The organism is Pseudomonas sp. SCPG-7, assembly GCF_002156405.1.
GTDB classification, from domain to species: domain Bacteria; phylum Pseudomonadota; class Gammaproteobacteria; order Pseudomonadales; family Pseudomonadaceae; genus Aquipseudomonas; species Aquipseudomonas parakoreensis.
Genome location: NZ_MVOO01000001.1, coordinates 743,148 through 763,215, shown reverse-complemented (window position 1 = coordinate 763,215; position 20,068 = coordinate 743,148). Strand labels below are relative to the sequence as shown.

Below are 20,068 nucleotides of genomic sequence, written 5' to 3'. Positions count from 1 at the left end.
TCATGACGGTTCCGAGGTTTCGATAGCAAAGTGTCATTGAATCAGCGGCCAACGGCTCAAAGTCCCTGCTGCAGGGCCGGGTCGTCGGGGTTCATCTGCTCCAGTTGCGCCAGCAGAATCTGCACGTTCTGCAACTGGCCGCTTTCCTTCCAGTAATTGATCAGCAGCACTCGCGCCTTGCGGTCGGCTGGGTGGCGCTGGACGACTTCCTGCAACTGCTTTTGCGCCGCTTCCAGCTCTTCGGCAGCGTGCAGGGTGGTGGCGAGGTCGTAGCGGTAATCCTTGTTGTCCGGCTCCAGCTCCACCGCTTTGGATAAGCCGAGCAGGGCGAATTCACGCTGGCCGTGGTGCAACAGCCACAGTCCGAGCGCGTGTTGCAGGTAGGCGGAATCCGGTTGCGCCTGCAACTGTTTGGCGAGCAACTGGCGGGCGGCGTCGCTCTGGCCCTGACGGTCGAGGACATCGATCTGCATCACCAGTGCCGGCAGGTTGCCCGGTTCCAGCCGCAGGGTGTTGTCCAGCGCTTGTTGGGCCTGTTTGAGTTCGGCGTTGTGCAGATACAGGCGTGCCAGTTGCGCATAGGTGGCGGCGTTTTCCGGCTGTCCCTTGAGCGCTTGTTCCCAGCCATCGATCGCCTGCTGCAGCGGGGCGAAATACAGCCCCAGTTCATCCGGCGTCAGACCGAGGAGGGCGTTGATCGCGGCGAACCGTACGTTTTGGTCCTCATCGTCGAGCATCGGCCCGAGCAGCAGGCTGCGTTGCCCGCCGGGCACCAGCCCGACCACACTTTGAATCGCTGCCAGCCGGACTTCGGGGGCTTCGTTCTGCAGATGGGCGTCGGCCAGCTTCAGCGCTTGTGGGCTTGGATAGTTGGGCAGTTCGGCCAGCAGCCAGACGCTGCGCTTGGCCGACAAGTCCGGGCGCCCCAATTGCTGGTACAACTGCCGTGCCGCCCCGGGCTGCCCGGAGCGGGCCGCCGTCAGGGCTTCGCTGTAGCCGCGCTTGATCGCCTCGGGCACTACCGGGGCGGTGGAGCGCAGAGATAACCAGGCAACGACGATGATCAGCACGAGGCCAAGGCTGATGAGCAGGTAGCGGCGGGACTGAGGCATGCGATTTCCGTGAACGGGTGTTCTTTAGCAGAGGGGCAAGCTTCGGTCAGAGAAGGCCATGAGTCAAACCCATGCTGCGAATTGGCCTGTAGGAGCTGCCGCAGGCTGCGATCTTTTGACTTTGATGTTCAAGATCAAAAGATCGCAGCCTGCGTCAGCTCCTATAGGGGCGGGCACAAAAAAGCCCCGCGACCGAATGATACGCGGGGCAAAAAATTGGTTGGTTGCGGCCAACCAAAGGAGCGCTTTGAAAACTTTTACTTGCTGGCGACGGTTTCTGGCTGCCAGCCACCACCCAAGGCTTTGTAAATCGCGACGATGCCGCGATACAGATCAACCTCGGCCTGGGCCTGACTGTCTTCGGCGTTCAGCCGTTCACGCTGGGCGTCGAGCAGCACGAGGAAGTCGGTGGTGCCTTCGCGGTAGCGGATTTCAGCCAGGTCGGCAGCCTTGCGGCTCGATTCACTCTGACGAATCAGCGAGATCAGCCGTTGCTGACGCTTGCCGTAATCGCTGAAGGCGTTTTCCGATTCCTCCAGCGCCAGCAACACTTGTTGCTCGTAGGTCGCCAGTGCGCCTTCGGCATCGGCATCGGCACCCCGCAAGCGGGCGCGCACGCTACCCAGATCGAACGCCGCCCAGGTAATGCTCGGGCCGAGTGCCCAGGCGTTGGCCGCCGAGGAGCCGATCTGCGAACCACGCCCGGCCGTCCAGCCCAAGAACCCGCTGAGGCTGACCCGTGGAAACAGGTCGGCTTTCGCTACGCCGATCCGCGCGGTGGCCGAGGCCAGTTTGCGTTCGGCGCTGAGGATGTCCGGGCGGCGTTGCAGCAGCTCACCCGGATCACCGATTGGCAAAGCCTTGGCAATTGCCGGCAAGTCTTTCGGGCTCAAGTCCACGGTCATTTTGTCCGGACGCTCACCCAAAAGGGTGGCGATGCGGTTTTTCTGCCGTACCTGTTCCGCCTGCAGTTGCGGCACGCTGGCTTCGACCGAGGCCAGACGCGCATCGGCACGTTCGACGTCGAGCTGATCACCGACGCCGGCGTCACGCAGGCTGATGGTGATCTTGCGCGACTCCTGCTGGTTTTCCAGGTTGGCCACGGCGATTTTCTCGCGCAGTTGCGCACCGCGCAGTTGACCGTAGGCGTCGACCAGTTCGGCAATCATCGTGACTTGCAGTTGATACAGATCGGCTTCGGCCGCCTGCTGGTCGGCGTCGCTGGCTTCCAGATTGCGCTGGATCCGGCCGAACAGATCAAGCTCCCAAGCCATGTCCAGGCCCAGATCGTAGCGCTCGCTGTTGACCCGCTTGGTGGTCTGGCCGGGAATTTGTCCCTTGGCCAGATCACTGCTGGCGCGGCTGGTGATGGTCGGCATCGCATCGTTGCTGACGTCGTCGCGGATCGCCCGGGCGGCTTTCCAGCGGGCGAACGCCACACGCAGTTGACGGTTGCCTTGCAGCGATTGAGTCACCAACTGGTTGAGGGTCGGATCGTCGAATTGCTGCCACCAGATGCCTTCGAATTTCGAACGGTCAAAGTTCTTTTGCCCGGCGGCGCCATCGGTGGCGGCCGTGATATTGGCCGCCTCCGTGGCTGGGGTCTTGTAGTCGGGGCCGACGGCGCAGGCGCTCAGCGCCAGCACCAGAAGACTCGGCAGGAAGACTTTCAGACTCATTATTGCGCCTCCAGTGGCTTTTGAAGAGCGTGCGCTCTGGCCGCTTTGCGGGCTTCCCCGCGTTCGACAAAGTTACGGATCAACACGTAGAACACGGGCGTCAGCAACAGACCGAAGAAGGTCACCCCGAGCATCCCGGAGAACACGGCCACACCCATGGCGTGACGCATCTCGGCACCGGCACCGCTGGAGAACACCAGTGGCACTACACCCATGATGAACGCGAACGAAGTCATCAGGATCGGCCGCAGACGCAGACGGCAGGCTTCCAGTACCGCAGCCAGCGGGTCGAGGCCTTCCAGCTGTTTGTCCTTGGCGAATTCGACGATCAGAATCGCGTTTTTACAAGCCAGGCCCACCAGTACGATCAAACCGATCTGGGTAAAGATGTTGTTGTCGCCGCCGGAGACAATCACCCCGGTGATGGCCGACAGCAGGGTCATCGGTACGATCAGGATCACCGCCAGTGGCAGGCTCCAGCTTTCGTATTGAGCCGCGAGTACCAGGAACGCCAGCAATACGCAGAGCGGGAACACGAACAGTGCGGTGTTGCCGGACAGAATCTGCTGGTAGGTCAGGTCGGTCCACTCGTAGGTCATGCCGTTCGGCAATTCATCCTTGAGCAGTTTCTCGATGGCTTTTTCGGCCTGGCCGGAGCTGTAGCCAGGGGCTGCCGCACCGTTGATTTCAGCGGTGATAAAGCCGTTGTAGTGCATCACGCGATCCGGGCCCGAGGTGTCGCTGACCTTGATGAAGGTCGCCAGCGGGATCATTTCGCCCTTGTTGTTACGCACTTTCAGCTGACCGATCTGATCGGATTCGAGGCGGAACTGCTGTTCAGCCTGAACGTTGACCTGATAGGTGCGCCCGAAGCGGTTGAAGTCGTTGGCATACAGCGAACCCAGGTAGATCTGCAGGGTGTCGAAGATGTCGCTGACGGCCACGCCGTGAGTCTTGGCCTTTTCGCGGTCGATGGCGGCATCGACTTGCGGCACGTTCACGGTGTAGCTGGTGAACAGTCCGGCCAGTTCCGGCACGTTGTGGCTCTTGGCGATGATGTTCATGGTTTCCTTGTACAGCTCGTCGTAGCCCAGGTTGCCCCGGTCTTCGATTTGCAGGCGGAAACCACCAATGGTGCCCAGACCTTGTACCGGCGGTGGCGGGAAGATCGCCATGTACGCTTCCTGAATGTTCGCGTACTGACCGTTCAAGGCCCCGGCGATGGCACCGGCGGACATGCTCGGGTCTTTACGTTCGTCGAACGGTTTCAGGGTCACGAACACGATGCCGGCGTTCGGGCTGTTGGTGAAACCGTTGATCGACAGGCCCGGGAATGCTACGGCGCTTTCCACGCCCGGTTGTTTCAACGCCAGGTCGGACATGCGCTTGATCACGTCTTCGGTGCGATCCAGGCTCGCGGCGTCCGGCAGTTGCGCGAAGGCCACCAGGTATTGCTTGTCCTGGCCGGGTACGAAACCGGTTGGTGTGCTGGAGAAACCGAAGAACGTCAGCACCATCAGGCCTGCATACAGCAGCAGAGCGATGCCGCTGCTGCGGATCACGCGGCGCACCGTGCCGACATAGCCATGGCTGGCTTTGTCGAAGAAACGGTTGAACGGGCGGAACAGCCAGCCACCGAAGATCTTGTCGAGAATCCTGGAAAAGCGGTCTTTCGGCGCGTCATGCCCTTTGAGCAACACGGCGGCCAGCGCTGGCGACAGCGTCAGCGAGTTGAACGCCGAGATCACGGTCGAGATTGCAATGGTCAGCGCGAACTGCTTGTAGAACTGCCCGGTGAGGCCGGAGATGAATGCCGCTGGAACGAACACTGCACACAGCACCAGTGCGGTCGCGATGATCGGGCCGGTCACTTCACCCATGGCCTTTTTGGTCGCATCGAACGGGTTGAGCCCCAGTTCAATGTTGCGCTCGACGTTCTCCACCACCACGATGGCGTCGTCCACCACGATACCGATCGCCAGCACCAGGCCGAACAGCGACAGGGCGTTGAGCGAGAAGCCGAACAGGTGCATGACCGCAAACGTACCGATCAACGACACCGGCACCGCCACCAACGGAATGATCGAGGCGCGCCAGGTCTGCAGGAACAGGATCACTACCAGCACCACGAGGATCAGCGCTTCGAAGAGGGTGTGAACCACCGCCTCGATCGAGCCGCGCACGAAGATCGTCGGGTCATAGACGATGCTGTAGTCCATGCCTTGCGGGAAGCCTTTCTTCAGCTCTTCCATCTTGCCGCGAACTTCGTTCGAAATATCGATGGCGTTGGAGCCTGGACGCTGGAAGATCGGGATCGCTACCGCTGGCTGGTTATTCAGCAACGAACGCAGGGCGTACTGGCTGGAACCCAGCTCGACGCGCGCGATGTCCTTGAGGCGAGTGATTTCACCGTTGTCGCCGGAGCGAATGATGATGTTTTCGAACTCTTCCTCGGACACCAGACGGCCCTGGGTGTTGACCGACAGCTGGAAGCTCTGGGCATTCGGCGCAGGGGGCGCACCGAGCTGACCGGCAGCAACCTGACGGTTCTGCTCACGAATCGCCGTCACCACGTCGGTGGCAGTCAGGTTGCGCGAAGCGGTCTTGTTCGGATCGAGCCAGACCCGCAGCGAGTAGTCGCCCATGCCGAACAGCTGCACGTCACCGACACCGCCCAGACGCGCGAGCTCATCCTTGATGTTGAGGATCGCGTAGTTGGACAGGTAGAGCATGTCGTAGCGTTTGTCCGGCGAGGTCAAGTGCACAACCATGGTCAGGTCGGGCGAGGCCTTGTCGACGGTGATACCGATGCGCGTCACTTCCTCGGGAAGTTTCGGCTCGGTACGGGTCACCCGGTTCTGCACCTGTACCTGCGCGTTATCCAGGTCGGTGCCCAGCGCGAAGGTGATGGTCAGGGTGATCTTGCCGTCAGCGGTGGACTGCGAGGACATGTACAGCATGTTCTCGACGCCGGTGATGGCCTGCTCCAGCGGAGCGGCCACGGTTTCACCGATGACTTTGGGGTTGGCACCCGGGAAGTTGGCGCGTACCACCACGGTCGGTGGCACCACTTCCGGGTATTCGCTGATCGGCAACTGGAACAGCGAGATCGCACCGGCGATCAGGATCAGCAGCGAGAGCACCGCTGCGAAGATCGGCCGTGAAATGAAGAATTGGGAAAAATTCATCGGAGTTGTCGTCCCTTAACCGCGTGGGGTCGTAGCGGCCAGCTTCACAGCCGTACCCTGTGCACCTTTGGCAGGTGCGATTTTGGGCAGGTTGCTGGCTTCCAGCGCTTGACGTTGTTGAGCCAGAGCGGCAATGGTCTGCTCGCTGGCCATCGGGATCACTTCAGGCGTCACCGGCGAACCCGGACGAACCCGCTGCAGGCCCTTGACGATGATCGTGTCGTCCTTGTTCAGACCGGTGCGCACGATGCGCAGGCCTTCGATCTTCGGCCCCAGTTCAACGGCGCGATAAGCGGTCTTGTTGTCCGCATCCATCACCAGCACGAACTTCTTGCCCAGGTCGGTACCGACCGCTTCGTCGTTGATCAGCATGGCGTTGTAGGTGCCGCTGCCGACCAGTTTCAGCCGTGCGTACAGGCCCGGGGTGTAGGTGCCGTCGCTGTTGTCGAACACTGCGCGACCACGGATGGTGCCGGTTTTCGGATTGACCTGGTTGTCGACGAAGTTCATCTGACCGAGGTGCGGGTTGCCGTCTTCGTTGGACAGGCCCATGTACACCGGCGTGGTGGCGCCACGTTGGCCGTTGCGGGCGAGTTGGGTGTATTTGAGGAACACACGCTCGTCGGCGTCGAAGTAGGCGTAAACCTTGTCGGTGGAGACTACGCTGGTCAGCGCGGTGGTGTCGGCGGTCACCAGGTTGCCGGCGGTGATTTCGGCGCGACTGACGCGGCCGCTGATTGGCGCGGTGACGCGGGTGAAACTCAGGTTCAGTTTGGCCAGATCCAGTTGCGCTTGCAGGGCGCCAACGGCGGCGCGGGCCTCTTGTGCAGCGCTGGTGCGCGAGTCGGCCAGTTCAGCGGAGATCGCGTTGCTGGCGCGCAGACGTTCGCCGCGACCGGCTTCGTTTTCACTGCGGGTGGCATTGGCGCGCGCCTGGGCTACCAACGCTTCGAGCCGGCGAACTTCTGCCTGGAAAGGACGCGGATCGATCTGGAACAGCAGGTCGCCTTTCTTGACCAGCGCGCCTTCGGTGAACGCCACCTCGTCGATCTGGCCGGAGACCCGTGGACGGATTTCAACGGTTTCCGGCGCTTCGAGGCGCCCGGTGAATTCGTCCCACTCGTTGACCGGTTGTTCCAGCACCTTGGCCACGCTGACTTTGGCAGCGGGCATGGTGGCGGCAGTCTCCGGAGTCTTGCCGCAAGCGCTCATCACCAGCACGGCCAACATGGCCAAGGGGAAGCGCAAATGTTTGAGTGACTGTTCCATGGAATCATCCGCCAATGTATTGAAGATGGGCGGATGATGCTCGGCGGGCTGTGATGGCACGAATCGAATGAAGCAAAGGTAACTATCATTCGGAATGATATAAGAGCGATTCGAGCCCTCTAGCATGCACCTTTCGTTAGGGTGCTATCAATTGGTTTGATGACAAATGTGTGTTGCGCCGCCAGTAAAAATCCAGCGGCGGCTTCAGGAACAGAATTCACAAACAAAGAGACGGCCATGAAGGCCGTCTCGTTCAACGTGATGCGAAGTGACTCAGTTGTTGCCTTTGCGGTTCGGCCCGAAACGGTTCGGACCTGGCTGGCTGTCTTGCACCAGGAACACCAGGTTGACGATCGGCAGCAGCAACCACCAGCCGCTACGGTCAGTGTCGTGCATACGGCGCGCGCCCACTGCGATGCTCGGCAGCAACATCGCCAGGCTGTACAGGTTGTAGAGCAAGCCCTTGGTGTTGAGCATGGCGTCGAGAACGCCCATGACAATGCAGATACCCATGTTGATCAGCACAAACATCCAGTACTCGCGGCGGGTGGCGCGGCCTTTGAATTCGGCGTAATTCTTCAGCGCTTCCACGTAAGGATTGCCCGTCGTAATGGCGGGGCCGCTTGCATAGGACGGTTGAACAGCCTGAGGTGCACCGCACTGTGGGCATGCCACGGCCAGGCTACTAATTTCCTTGGCGCAACCACGGCAGAAAACCAAGCTCATATTTTTTCCCTAAAATTATTCAATCGATAGACAGGACAAAACGAACGCGGCAAGGCCAGACAAAACGATGCCGGCGATCGCGAGGTTTCTTCCTGGGTGTTTTTGGTTGATACAGACGATGCCGCAAGTGAGGCCCGCAAGGCTGAGGATGCCCACACCGACAATCGCATCCCTGTCCCATTCGGAATCATCAAACAGGTTGAGTGCGCTGATAATCCCGAGGATCAATGAAACGATGGCCAGCCAGGGTGTTTCGGCTTGCGTTTGCGGCACGGAGGCCTGTTGGGGCGCCCCGCATTGGGGGCAGGTGAGCGCCGTTTCGTGTAGCTCCTTGGCGCAAGCACGACAATAGACCATTGCCATCGTTTTCCTTAACTGAGTGCAAATGCCCGATCCTCCAGCGGTCGGGGCGGCGGTAAGTTAAACTTTATTACCGGATTTGTCATTATCACTTTGCCATCATTGCTGCCGTGGCTGTGCGGGGACTCAAGGACTGAAGGCTATCGGGATTGTGCAAGCGTCTGGAGCCGTGCCTGCCAGCGAGGCCATTTACCGCTTCGGCATGGTCGAACGCTTCACCGGCTCCTTGCTGCTCAAGATACGTCGCGCAGCACGAACCGCATTTTCATGCGCGGTATCCAGCACGATATAGCTGAATGCCAATATCAGGCCAACGCTGCGACCGCCAGCTACCTTTCAACCCCGGCAGCGAACGATAAAACCCACGGCATGGGCAGTGCCGTGGGTGACGGGATGATCATCGCGCAGAAACAGATCGACCTGAAGAATGACTGCATGCAGGGCAACGTTTACTTGGGCCAGTGAACAAGGCAGCTTGTTTGATCAAGACCTCGTATGCTTCTACCGCATTGGATCAGATCAGTGTGGCTTGACCCTCTGATGATGCGTCCCCCTAAACGTCGAAACATTCGGCAATCGGTACCAAGACACCGACAGATGGGCACAGATCGCTTGCGTACATTCACGCGCGATCATCGACGAGTAATACGACGTTCAATGAGTGATTCTACGGCGACAAACACCGGCAACTGGTACGCAGTCATTGCCCTGGCATTGGCCGCGTTTGTGTTCAACACCACCGAGTTTGTGCCTGTCGGGCTGTTGAGCTCGATCGGCAGCAGCTTCGACATGTCGACGGCGCAGGTCGGTCTGATGCTGACCATTTACGCGTGGGTGGTGTCTCTGACGTCGCTGCCGATCATGCTGCTGACGCGCAACGTCGAGCGACGCAAACTGTTGCTCGTGCTGTTCGCTATGTTTATCGCCAGCCACATTCTGTCGGGTCTGGCGACCAGCTTCGGGGTGCTGCTGGTGAGCCGGATCGGCGTGGCGCTATCGCATGCGCTGTTCTGGTCGATCACCGCTTCTCTGGCCGTGCGTCTGGCTCCACCGGGCAAGCAGGTTCAGGCGCTGGGCTTGCTCGCAACCGGTACTTCGCTGGCGATGGTGCTGGGCATTCCTCTCGGCCGCTTGCTGGGCGAGGCGATGGGGTGGCGCACAACCTTTATCGTGATTGCGGGCTTCGCGGCGGCGCTGGTGTTCTGTCTGGCGAAGGTGCTGCCGTTGCTGCCCAGCCAGAACTCGGGCTCGCTCAAGAGCCTGCCCATATTGCTGAAGCGACCTGCGCTGGTAGCCGTTTATGTCCTGACAGCTCTGGTGGTGACTGCACAGTTCACCGCCTACAGCTACATCGAGCCGTTCGTACTGACCGTGGCCAACATGAGCGGTGATGTGGTGACGCTCCTGCTGTTGTTATTCGGCGGCGCCGGCATATTCGGCTCGCTGCTGTTCAGCTATTTGCACAGCTATAACCCGCAACGTTTTCTGATCATCTGCGTATCGGTGCTCGCCTTGTGCCTGGCGTTGCTGTTGCCGTTCAGCGGCAACGTCTCATACCTCGGCGTGCTGAGTGTGTTCTGGGGCATGGCGATCATGGGCTTCGGGCTGGCGCTGCAGTCGAAAGTCCTGGTGCTGGCGCCGGACGCCACCGACGTGGCGATGGCGCTGTTTTCCGGGATCTACAACATCGGCATCGGCGGCGGGGCACTGGTGGGGAGCTGGGTCGGCAGCCAGTTCGGCTTTGCTTACGTCGGGCTTGTCGGCGGGATGCTGGCGGCGTTGGCGTTGTCGTCTTTCTGCGTGTCGATCTATCGCATCAGCCGGCCCAGGACTTGAGCCTTTGGCTGCCTGCTTAATGTGCAGGCAGCTCAAGGCTGTCCGGATCACCGAAAAACATTTTTACTTGGCTCTAGGAAGCTGTTTTCAGACGGAGAAAATTCAACTGTGCCCCCAGTTTTGCCCCCACTGGCGCGGGATATACGAGCGATCGAGATTGGCGATCTCTGAGGCGTGCCAGGGTGGTCGTCGATGGCTTTCAGTGTTGCTCCTCATCGGATCTGGGTGGGAGAGGGCAGGGCTCAGGAAGGACCAGCTAATCCGCTCTAGGTCGACAACAGCAACTCCGATCGGCTGTGTTCGACCGAATATTTGTATCCGCGTAATTGGTTTGCTGGGCTTGGAGGTTTCTACGGAACCAGTGGCGATTCAGGAGGTGGAACGACAGCTGACCGTTGCACTACGTCAACGGCTCAGCGAAGCGGCTCAAGTGTCCAGCGACGATTTTGGATTTGTATTAGACGAACGCTAAAAGTATACCGATGTCATTCGGCCGGCATGATGGTTAAAGCGTCCTCTGCTATCAGCCAAAAGCGGTAATCTGCGTTTTATAAAGTGCGAGTTAAGCAGCAAGCCTTTCGCAGGCTTTAGGTGATTATTCCAGTTTGATCGCCTCTATCCCCTCATGCTACGGCTCATTAGGCGTTGGTCTCTCAGAGGGTAGAGGCACCAAGCTTGGGGTTCGCCACGTGAAATAAAGCATCAGGGTCGCGACTAGTGCAAAGGGCAATCCCTCCCATAGCGATACCTTGTAGGCCAGTAATACTCCCGCAGCGCCACCAACGAAAGCAGCTAGCAGGAGAAAGTAGGCGTCTTCAATTCCCCTTCCTGGTCTAACAATAAATGTTACTAAGTCTTGCATGCGTGGTTCCTATATAAGAGGTGTTTTTGGCATGTCTTGGCCACCGCTATAAATCTAAGTTTCATCAATTTTTATTGATGCGAGTAGATTCCTCTCGGTGTCAGTGGGGATCAGCCCTGTTGTGTCTGCGAGCAAGACAGCCTGGCCGTTAATGTTGTTCACGGTTACCTCGGCTCGCGCTCGATTACCGTCATCAATCCCCATGATTTTCCACACGCAAGTCAGCTCATCACCAATGTAAACGGGGCGCTTGAAGCGAAAATTCATAGAGGTGGCCAGCCACCCCAATTGCCCTCCAATTTCCGTAATCAGCGTCGCAGTCAGCAAGCCATGAGCGATGACACCATCAAAGCCTTTTGCTTCCGCGTACATAGCGTTGGAATGCACCGGGTTGTGGTCGCGCGATAGCACCTCAAACTGAACGATATCTGCGTGCGAAAAAGTGCGTTTGATTTCGAAAGTATCGCCTTCCTTAAGTCCTTCAATTGCTTTCTGGCGCATTGCGTTCATTGGCATCTCCGACGATTTAAAACGTATGGTCAATCCCTGGGAATGAGCCAGACTCGACGTCTTTAGCAAAGGCTTGTGCAGCGTCACCCATCACCTTTCTCATATCCGCATACTGTTTGACGAATCGCGGCAATTGACCATCACGAAGCCCTACCATGTCCTGCCAGACGAGTACCTGGGCATCGCAGCCAACACCTGCACCGATTCCGACGGTAGGGATGGAGACTGTCTCGGTGATCCTCGTAGCCACGTCTCCTGGCACCATTTCAATAAGCAGGCCAAACGCCCCTGCACGCTCGAAGGCAACGCTCAAGTTAATCAAACTCTGAGCGTCCTCGCCCTTGCCTTGAATGCGGTATCCGCCCAGCTGGTGTTCTGCCTGCGGGGTAAAACCGATATGAGCCATAACTGGAATGCCTGCGCCTACCAACTTCTCAACCTGCGCAAGCATTTCGATCCCACCTTCGAGCTTTACGGCATGAGCGCCGCCTTCCTTCATGAAACGGGCTGCGGTATGGAAACACTGTTCAGGCGATCCCTGATAAGAGCCAAAAGGCAAATCCGCAATGACCAACGCCCGCTCAGTAGCGCGCGAAACCGCCCTGACCAGAGGCAGCATCTCGTCAACTGTTACCGGCAACGTCGAGTCGTGCCCATAAACGTTGTTGGCGGCGGAATCGCCTACGAGCAGTACCGGAATTCCTGCTGCCTCAAACACCGACGCGGCGTACATGTCATAAGCAGTCAACATGGCCCATTTTTGACCCCGTGCCTTCATGTCTTGTAAATGTGGAATTCTTACCCTGCCGAGACGAGGGCTGTTATAGGGGGCGGTGATTTGATCAGACATTTTGCTTCCTTAATTCAAATGGTCAGCCGTTCGGCAGCAAGAACCACAGCAATGACGATCATCGCGGCTCCCGATATCCGGCTCACATAGGTAGCCGCTGCTGGACGTGAAGCAAGCACCGCTCCGGCGCCGTAGCCAACCGCAAGATAGATGACGCCGCAACTGAAACCGTGGATCAAACCTAACGCGATAATCTGAGCCCCTACTGGCCACCCCGCTGACGCATCAGTGAACTGAGGTAGCAGTGCCAGGAACAACAAAAGAACTTTCGGGTTGAGACCGCTGACGCACAGTCCTTTTATCGCCCAGGCCATCCAGCTACTGTCACCGCTGGATGCTCCTTGAGCAGGCAACGAAGGCTTTAGCAACATGTTGAAGCCGAGCCATAGGAGATAGGCCGCCCCCATTAGCGTTAATGTCAGCAACGCATGGGGTATTTTGACCAACACCCCGCCCACGCCTCCAGCGACGATCAACGTGGCCAAAAGGTGACCGGAAAGCATGCCGACTACGGCGGGTAGAACACGACCTCGCAGACCTGCCGATATCGAGTAGGCCCAGTCGACTCCAGGCGTGATAACAAACAAAAATGATACGGCCCAGAAGGCCATCATCAAAGACACTGTCACGATCAAATCCTTCTTTTTCATCAGTTCAGTGCGCCGTTTACCGCCCTGAAACACTGTCTTGGAAGGATAAAGAATGCCACGTGGTATTATCTTTCGAAGATATACGCAAAGGCGGACTTAATTAGAAGGTTTTTCTGAATGGATCGAATTGATAAGAAGATTCTTGCGCAGCTACAGCAGGATGGTCGCCAGTCGCTGACAGAATTGGCAGACCGCGTAGGTCTCAGTTTGTCTCCATGCCATCGACGTGTTCGGGCGATGGAGGACGCAGGCGTTATCAAAGGGTACCGTGCTCAGCTATCGGCGACCGAGATAGGTCTGAATTTCTCGTCCCTGGTATTCGTAACCCTTCGAGAGGGGCACCAAAAGGCGGTAGCAGATTTCGAAAATGCTCTACCGCGAATTCCTTATATAGTCCAAGCACAAAGACTTTTTGGCGATCCTGATTATCTGCTGATGGTGGTGACAGCAGATCTCCCAGCCTTTCAGAAGCTTTACGATGAAGAACTGTCTAGGCTACCTAACGTACAGCGTCTCACATCGACGTTAGTGATGAAGCACGTCATCACAGACCGTCCTCTGCCTCTAGAATAAGAGCTCAAGCAATACGGGAGAGTCAGTGGGAAGCAGTCATACGTTTGTCGAATCGTCCGATGCTGAGATACGACTACTTGTCTCGAACAAAGACTGTTGCATAGGGTCGTCTATGGCTGATAGCTGCTGCTGTTGAACGACCGGTTGAACCTACAGCCAATAGCTACCACTCAAAGTCAGCAGTAATCGCCCTATTGCAGCCGGTCGCTTCCGGCTGCAACCGATCAAAAGCATTTGCTCATTTACGGGGTTATGGGGCGGATAAAGCTCATGCGCCTTGAAGGTCGATGACTCAGCGCTTGTAGAGTAACGCTTCAACTACAACACCAAACGCTGATGAATGTTCACGACGATTCGGGTAGTAAAGGTGGTAACCGGCAAAAGGTTGGCACCAGTCCTCAAGTACCCCCAACAGTGTGCTGTTGGCCAACTGGCTCATGACCATATCTTCCGGTAGAAACGCGAGCCCCCAGCCTGCCTCCGCCGCACGCCAGATCGGCATGCTGCTGTTGAACGTCTATTGCCACTCAACGCGCACCTTGAGTTCGTGGCCGTCTTTTTCAAATCAGGCTGCCATGGGTAGGCAGGCGCAGATTGATGGAGTTGTGCGCAGCCAGATCGCTCGGTCCCTTCGGGATCAGTCGGTGCTTGAAATACTCGGGAGAACCTACTACCGCGATGCGCAATGACGGGCCGATCGGCACGGCAATCACGTCCTTCTCCACCTGATCGCCCAGACGCACGCCGGCGTCATAGCGCTGTGCATTACCACCGGCACTGCGGAAAGCCTATATCAACCCGATGGCATTCATGGGTGTATGAGTCACATTCTATTGCCCATCCACGATGGGATGTTTCGCTACCTCGGATTCGAGGTTCTTCCTCCTTTTGTCGCATGGATGCCTGGCAGCGTTTCACTTGAGGTGCGCAACGATTACCTGGCTGCTTACGAAACCAGGGTGCGAGTACTTCCAGCTACGCAAACACTGTTCTTCCACCCACGCGAGGATTACGGTAGCGACCAGCGATTGAAACCAAGCGTGCTGGCGCGCTCTGGTTTTCAATGGAATCCTTCTGCAGGTCAATGTCATGATCAGGCGGCCGACGATTTTACGCGTTGAGATCTCGTCAGCTCACTGCAGAAGTAGTGGGTGTTACGATGATGGCGATACAAGTCCCTTGCTAGGCCGAGTCGATGTCATGAAACCCAGCTTCGAGAAAGTACCCACAGAGGCTGCAACCTCTTGGACGCTATTGAACAGGCGTTTGCCGGATGCGATTCCATTCGAGTGGCATAATCATCCCGAATATGAGTTGACACTCACGCTCAATAGTCGCGGCCATCGCTACATCAGTAATGACGTAGCGCGCTATGACGATGGAGACCTGATTCTTGTAGGGCCGAATATTCCTCATAGCTGGTCTTCAGCGGAGCGTATTGATGAGGATCAGCCGCATGTTGCCTTGGTTATCTGGTTTTCCGCTGCTTGGGCCGACTCGCTTGTGACATTGTTTCCGGAAATGGCTGCGGTTCGCCCATTGCTGGCGGCAGCTCAACACGCGGTGAGTTTCAGTGGTAGGGCCTCCAGTGAAGTACGCTCCTCCATCGAGGCAATGGTCAATCAGACGCCGCCCCAGCGCTTGATCGCATTGCTAACGGTGCTCGACAGGCTGGCAAGAGACGCTGATGCTACTCGGATCCTGCCGACGCCAGGCGGGCAGGCCGGTGATCAGATTGTCGAAGACGCGCGTATTCATCGAGTTCTGCATTACCTACATGGTAACTACGCCCGGGCAATCAATGTTGCCGAGTTAGCAGAGCTGGCCTGCGTCAGTCTGTCTGCTTTCCATCGAATGTTTCGCCGGCATACACGCTGTACCGCCTTGGACTATATCGTTCGACTGCGCATCGGCCATGCCTGTGCGTTGCTGATGCAGGGCGACTCGCCGGTATCGATAATAGCGGAGGAGGTGGGCTACTCGTCGCTGGCATTATTCAACCGCCAGTTCAAGGCGTTGAAAGGGCTGACACCTTCCGCGTTTCGTCAAACGCACAGCCATCATTTTCAGTGAAGGTCAGAAATCTAGTGGGTTGATACTCCGATCGTATTGGCTCAAAACGCCATTATCGTACTAGTCGACGCTTCAAATGAGGCTGCCGTGTGCTTATTTAAAAGTGGTTCCATACCTGCATGAATAACAAAAACAGCAGGTAGTTCCCATGAGTAAATACCGTGCCTTCGAAAGCGAAACGCTTCCGCAAGATTATCGAGACAGCATCGTCAAAATGAAGCGCGCCTTGCGCGCGCTGATCGGCGACGTTGAATCTTTGTTTGAACAAGTTAGCGAATTCATCGTTGCTGAAATCGACTCAATCAAGGCGCAGGAGGCGCTAACCGGTTCGGCTTGGCCGATCCTTGAGTTCGAGGATATCGCGGTCGGGAAAGTGAGTGCGGACCAGTTGGCGCTAATCAAGCGGCGTGGTTGCGTCGTGCTCAGAAACCATTTTCCTCGAGAGCAGGTTTTGGGGTGGGACGAGAGGCTTTTGGATTACCTTGACCGCAATCACTTCGATGCAATTTATCGTGGTCCAGCGGACCAGTTTTTCGGAAGCCTGGAGGCATCGCGTCCAGAAATTTTTCCGATCTATTGGTCGGAGTCGCAGATGCAGTTGCGTCAGGATGAGCGCATGGGGGCCGCACAATCTTTTCTGAATCGTCTTTGGAAGATCCATTCTCAAGGGCGGCAATGGTTCAACCCTGATATCAATGCCCTATACCCGGATCGAGTACGGCGTCGACCTCCGGGAACACATTCAAAAGGTCTCGGGCCACACACCGACTCGGGCGCCTTGGAGCGATGGCTGCACCCAGCCTACCTGAAGGTATTCGACAAAATTTACAGCAACGATTTCAGCGCCTACGACCCTTGGGACGCAGCCTTCCGTACTGAAGTTGATGAGTACGCCTACAAAGATACGGTCAAGTGCTCTGCGTTCCGCACGTTTCAAGGCTGGACCGCGTTATCGGATATGAACGCCGATCAGGGGGTACTGCATACCTTGCCGATCCCCAAGGCGATGGCTTACATGCTGCTGCGGCCACTGCTGGACGATGTACCTGAGGATGAGCTGTGCGGGGTTGCGCCGGGCAAGGTACTTCCGGTGTCCCGACAGTGGCATCCACTGCTGTTCGAAGGGCTGAGTCCGATTCCGGATGTCCGTGCGGGCGATTCGGTGTGGTGGCATTGCGATGTAATTCACAGTGTCGCACCCGTGGCAAATCAACAAGGCTGGGGCAATGTTATGTACGTTCCGGCTGCACCTATGTGTCAAAAAAACCTGCGTTACGCCAAGGATGTGTTCAGGGCATTCGCGCAGGGTGCATCACCCGACGATTTTCCTCGGGAAGACTATGAAACAACTTGGGAAGGTCGTTTCACCTTGGAGCGTCTGAACGCGCTCGGACGTGCCGGTCTGGGGCTCGAATGATTGCGTGAGACTGAGCGAATAGCCCACTACCTCGATAAAAAAACAATAAGGTACTGACATGAACTCAATGAACCGCCTTGCAGCCATGGTTTCTCTTGCCGCTTTATTTCCTCTTGTGATTCAGGCCGCTGAAACCAAGGGAAACGTTGAAGTCGTTCACTATTGGACCTCCGGGGGCGAGGCCAAATCGGTGGAAGTTTTGAAGAAAATCATCGAGAAAGATGGATTCACTTGGCAGGACAGTGCAGTCGCTGGCGGCGGAGGCAGTGCGGCCATGACTGTGCTGAAAACCCGTGCTGTATCGGGCAATCCTCCCACCGCCGCGCAGATAAAAGCGCCAGATATTCAGGAATGGGGTCGCCTCGATCTTCTTGCCAGCATTGACGACGTCGCCAAGGCGAATAACTGGGACAGCCTGCTTCCCGAGTCCGTCGCCCAAATAATGAAGTACGAGGGGCATTACGTTGCGGCACCGGTGAATATTCATCGCATCAATTGGCTTTGGCTTAACCCTGTCGTTCTGAAGCAGGCGGGTATCTCCGATGTGCCGACCACTCTTGATGAACTTTATGCTGCTGGGGATAAGCTCAAGGCGGCAGGGTTCATAGCTATCGCACATGGCGGTCAGGCCTGGCAGGACACGACAATCTTCGAAAACCTCGTGTTGAGCGTGATGGGCGTTGATGGTTTCAAGAAGGCCTTTATTGATGTCGACGACAGTGTTTTCACCGGGCCGAAAATGATTGAAGTATTCAATGCGCTGCGAAGAATACAGAGTTATCTGGATCCCGATGGCAACGGTCAAGACTGGAATCTGGAAACAGCCAAGGTCATCAATGGCAAAGCAGGCATGCAAATCATGGGGGACTGGGCGAAAAGTGAGTGGAGCGCGGCGGGCAAGTTTGCCGATACAGATTACATTTGTGTGCCATTTCCCGGCTCGCAGGGTGCTTACAGCTATACCATTGATTCACTGGCGATGTTCAAACTTGCCTCGAAGAATGACACCCCTGGCAATATTGCAGCCCGCAACGACCTGGCCAAAGTAGCGCTGGAGCCGTCGTTTCAATATGTTTTCAATCAAAACAAGGGGTCAATACCCGTCATCAAGGGTTTGGACATGAGTCGATTCGATAGCTGTGCACAAGCCTCTGCAAAGGATTTCGCTGCTGCCGAGAAGACTGGTTCACTCGCTCCGAGCATGGCATTCAACATGTCGACTTCTCAGGCGGTGCAGGGCGCTGTGTTCGATGTCGTGACCCACTTCATGAATGACAAGTCCGCCGATGCTGGTAAGGCTGGCAGGCAGTTGCTGGCGGCGATCAAGGCCGCACAATAAATTGCTTTAGTTTTGAGCTGCTCCGTATACCGAATACGGAGCAGCTATTGACGATGCATCTCCTACTAGCGGCTGCTCGTGCCGCAATCATCACCCCCGCTCTACCACGCTCTGTTTATCTCTGTTGATTCCCCGATAAGAAAAATCGATACCCGGTTAATAATTTCCCAGAGGCGAGCGGTATACCTGCGGCTTTACAGTCACCTCCATCGTTTAGCGTGGACGGTCCAATTACAGGCCTCGTCCGTCGGGACTTCTACAAAAATAAGAAGGTGAGAGCATGAGTAGTGAAAGGGTGGATATCAAAGCGTGGATTGACAACCGAAAACTGGTGCCGTACCAGTGGCTGATTATGGGTTTATGTTTTTTCATAGTGCTTTTCGATGGCTTCGACGTCGCGGTGATGGGATTTATTGCCCCCTCGCTGATTCAAGAGTGGGGGCTTTCGAAAGCGGCGTTTGGCCCGGTGATGAGCGCGGGCATGATTGGGCTGGCGATCGGTGCGCTGACCGCTGGCCCTTACGCCGACCGAATCGGCCGCAAAAAAGTACTACTGACGGCGGTGACTGGCTTCAGCGTGCTAAGCCTTGCATGCGCCTTTGCACGTAATCCCTACGAGCTGGCTGCCTTGCGTCTGCTGACCGGTGTGGCGCTGGGCGCAGCATTGCCAAACACCACCACACTGCTTTCCGAGTATTTGCCGGAACGCAATCGGTCACTGTTCATCACGATCATGTTCACCGGATTCAATATGGGGTCGGGGTTGGGCGGATTTCTCGCTGCGTGGTTGATTCCCCATCACGGCTGGCAGTCGGTGTTGCTCGCCGGCGGGATTCTGCCGATGTTGCTGCTGCCCTTGATGTGGCTGTTGCTGCCTGAGTCGGCGCGTTTTCTCGCCGCACGCAACGCGCCCGCCAGCCAGATTGCCAAGGTGCTGAACAAGCTGGGGGGCACGTTCAGCGCAGCGACGAAATTCGTCATTGCCGAACCGCAGACTCAGCAAAAAGCACCGCTGCGCTTGCTCTTCACCGATCACTATCGTTTCGGCACTCTCGCCTTGTGGGCAACTTACTTCATGGGGTTGCTGGTGATCTACCTAACCATGGGCTGGATGCCGACCCTGCTGCGTGAAGGTGGGCTGTCCATCGAACGGGCCGCGACCATCACCGGACTGTTCCAGATTGGCGGTACTGTCGGCGCCATCGTGGTTGGGTGGGCGATGGACCGGCGAAATCCGAACGCGGTGATTGCCACGTCTTACGCTCTGGGTGGCGCTTTCATTCTGCTGCTGGGCGCCTTCAGCCTTGAATCGGGCCTGCTGGCATTCGGCGTGGTGGCGGCAGGTTTCTGTATGAGCGGCGCGCAAACCGGCCTCAATGCTTTCGCACCCGGTTACTACTCGACGGACTGCCGCGCCACGGGCGTCAGCTGGATGCTGGGTATCGGCCGCTTCGGGGCTATCTTTGGTTCGCTCATCGGTGGCGCGGTGCTCAGCCTCGGGTTGGGGTTGCCGCTGCTGTTTGCCCTGTTGAGCGTGCCTGCCTTTATCGCTGCACTGGCGATCCTGGCCAACGGTCATGCACGGCGCCGAGTCAGTCGGGCCTTGCTGGCGCATTAATCTTTT

General features: G+C 57.2%; 17 protein-coding genes and 1 pseudogene. 8 read left to right on the top strand and 10 right to left on the bottom strand.

The features are described 5' to 3' along the window. Nucleotides 1-56 precede the first annotated feature (56 nt). The 6 genes from B1722_RS03435 to B1722_RS03410 all read right to left on the bottom strand — a co-directional run bounded on the left by B1722_RS03435 (nt 57) and on the right by B1722_RS03410 (nt 8,337). Nucleotides 57-1,112: a tetratricopeptide repeat protein gene (locus B1722_RS03435; protein WP_086791367.1), complete on the bottom strand. Its 1,056-nt coding sequence runs from the start codon at nt 1,110-1,112 to the stop codon at nt 57-59. A gap of 257 nt (nt 1,113-1,369) precedes the next feature. Next, nucleotides 1,370-2,791, bottom strand: coding sequence for an efflux transporter outer membrane subunit (locus B1722_RS03430; RefSeq protein WP_041064275.1), 1,422 nt, complete (start codon nt 2,789-2,791; stop codon nt 1,370-1,372). Further along, nucleotides 2,791-5,979, bottom strand: coding sequence for an efflux RND transporter permease subunit (locus B1722_RS03425; protein ID WP_041064272.1), 3,189 nt, complete (start codon nt 5,977-5,979; stop codon nt 2,791-2,793). Before B1722_RS03425 ends, B1722_RS03430 begins: the two co-directional genes overlap by 1 nt. A gap of 15 nt (nt 5,980-5,994) precedes the next feature. Further along, entirely contained in the window at nt 5,995-7,248 is a 1,254-nt protein-coding gene (gene mexE, locus B1722_RS03420) for a multidrug efflux RND transporter periplasmic adaptor subunit MexE (protein WP_086791365.1), read from the bottom strand. 273 nt (nt 7,249-7,521) lie between these two features. Continuing rightward, nucleotides 7,522-7,974, bottom strand: coding sequence for a DUF805 domain-containing protein (locus tag B1722_RS03415; RefSeq protein WP_041064266.1), 453 nt, complete (start codon nt 7,972-7,974; stop codon nt 7,522-7,524). Nucleotides 7,975-7,989: 15 nt separating this feature from the next. After that, entirely contained in the window at nt 7,990-8,337 is a 348-nt protein-coding gene (locus B1722_RS03410) for a DUF4190 domain-containing protein (RefSeq protein ID WP_041064263.1), read from the bottom strand. 264 nt (nt 8,338-8,601) lie between these two features. Between B1722_RS03410 and B1722_RS29525 the strand changes: the two genes are divergently transcribed. Both B1722_RS29525 and B1722_RS03400 read left to right on the top strand, forming a co-directional pair. Further along, complete coding sequence (locus B1722_RS29525) at nt 8,602-8,799, top strand: hypothetical protein (RefSeq protein ID WP_086791363.1); 198 nt, start codon at nt 8,602-8,604, stop codon at nt 8,797-8,799. A gap of 192 nt (nt 8,800-8,991) precedes the next feature. Then, entirely contained in the window at nt 8,992-10,170 is a 1,179-nt protein-coding gene (locus B1722_RS03400) for a sugar transporter (protein WP_041064260.1), read from the top strand. Between the two features lie 916 nt (nt 10,171-11,086). Here the strand turns inward: B1722_RS03400 and B1722_RS03390 are convergent. From B1722_RS03390 to B1722_RS03380, 3 genes are read right to left on the bottom strand one after another with little or no spacing between them, the layout of a single operon-like run. Beyond that, complete coding sequence (locus B1722_RS03390) at nt 11,087-11,542, bottom strand: MaoC family dehydratase (protein ID WP_041064257.1); 456 nt, start codon at nt 11,540-11,542, stop codon at nt 11,087-11,089. Nucleotides 11,543-11,558: 16 nt separating this feature from the next. Continuing rightward, entirely contained in the window at nt 11,559-12,392 is an 834-nt protein-coding gene (gene panB / locus B1722_RS03385; RefSeq protein ID WP_041064254.1) for a 3-methyl-2-oxobutanoate hydroxymethyltransferase, read from the bottom strand. A gap of 14 nt (nt 12,393-12,406) precedes the next feature. Further along, nucleotides 12,407-13,042, bottom strand: coding sequence for a LysE family translocator (locus B1722_RS03380; protein WP_217436761.1), 636 nt, complete (start codon nt 13,040-13,042; stop codon nt 12,407-12,409). A gap of 117 nt (nt 13,043-13,159) precedes the next feature. Here B1722_RS03380 and B1722_RS03375 point away from each other — a divergent pair, with 117 nt between their 5' ends. Next, nucleotides 13,160-13,615 carry an Lrp/AsnC family transcriptional regulator gene (locus B1722_RS03375; RefSeq protein ID WP_041064251.1) on the top strand — a complete coding sequence of 152 codons (456 nt, stop codon included), beginning with the start codon at nt 13,160-13,162 and terminating at the stop codon, nt 13,613-13,615. Nucleotides 13,616-13,907: 292 nt separating this feature from the next. Here B1722_RS03375 and B1722_RS03370 read toward each other — a convergent pair. Further along, nucleotides 13,908-14,379, bottom strand: a pseudogene (locus B1722_RS03370) (LysR substrate-binding domain-containing protein); the annotation flags it as partial. A gap of 54 nt (nt 14,380-14,433) precedes the next feature. On the opposite strand from B1722_RS03370, the gene B1722_RS28705 reads away from it, so the two are divergent. The 5 genes from B1722_RS28705 to B1722_RS03350 all read left to right on the top strand — a co-directional run bounded on the left by B1722_RS28705 (nt 14,434) and on the right by B1722_RS03350 (nt 20,062). Next, nucleotides 14,434-14,736, top strand: coding sequence for a hypothetical protein (locus B1722_RS28705; RefSeq protein WP_368040840.1), 303 nt, complete (start codon nt 14,434-14,436; stop codon nt 14,734-14,736). A 79-nt stretch (nt 14,737-14,815) separates the two neighbouring features. Beyond that, a complete protein-coding gene (locus B1722_RS03365; RefSeq protein ID WP_086791358.1) occupies nt 14,816-15,688 on the top strand; it encodes an AraC family transcriptional regulator in 873 nt (290 codons plus the stop codon). A 148-nt stretch (nt 15,689-15,836) separates the two neighbouring features. Then, entirely contained in the window at nt 15,837-17,105 is a 1,269-nt protein-coding gene (locus tag B1722_RS03360) for a DUF1479 domain-containing protein (protein WP_086791356.1), read from the top strand. A gap of 58 nt (nt 17,106-17,163) precedes the next feature. Then, the gene (locus B1722_RS03355) at nt 17,164-18,444 is read left to right on the top strand and encodes an ABC transporter substrate-binding protein (RefSeq protein ID WP_086791353.1); all 1,281 of its coding nucleotides are present in this window, start codon (nt 17,164-17,166) and stop codon (nt 18,442-18,444) included. A gap of 280 nt (nt 18,445-18,724) precedes the next feature. Further along, complete coding sequence (locus B1722_RS03350; RefSeq protein ID WP_041064238.1) at nt 18,725-20,062, top strand: aromatic acid/H+ symport family MFS transporter; 1,338 nt, start codon at nt 18,725-18,727, stop codon at nt 20,060-20,062. Nucleotides 20,063-20,068 lie beyond the last annotated feature (6 nt).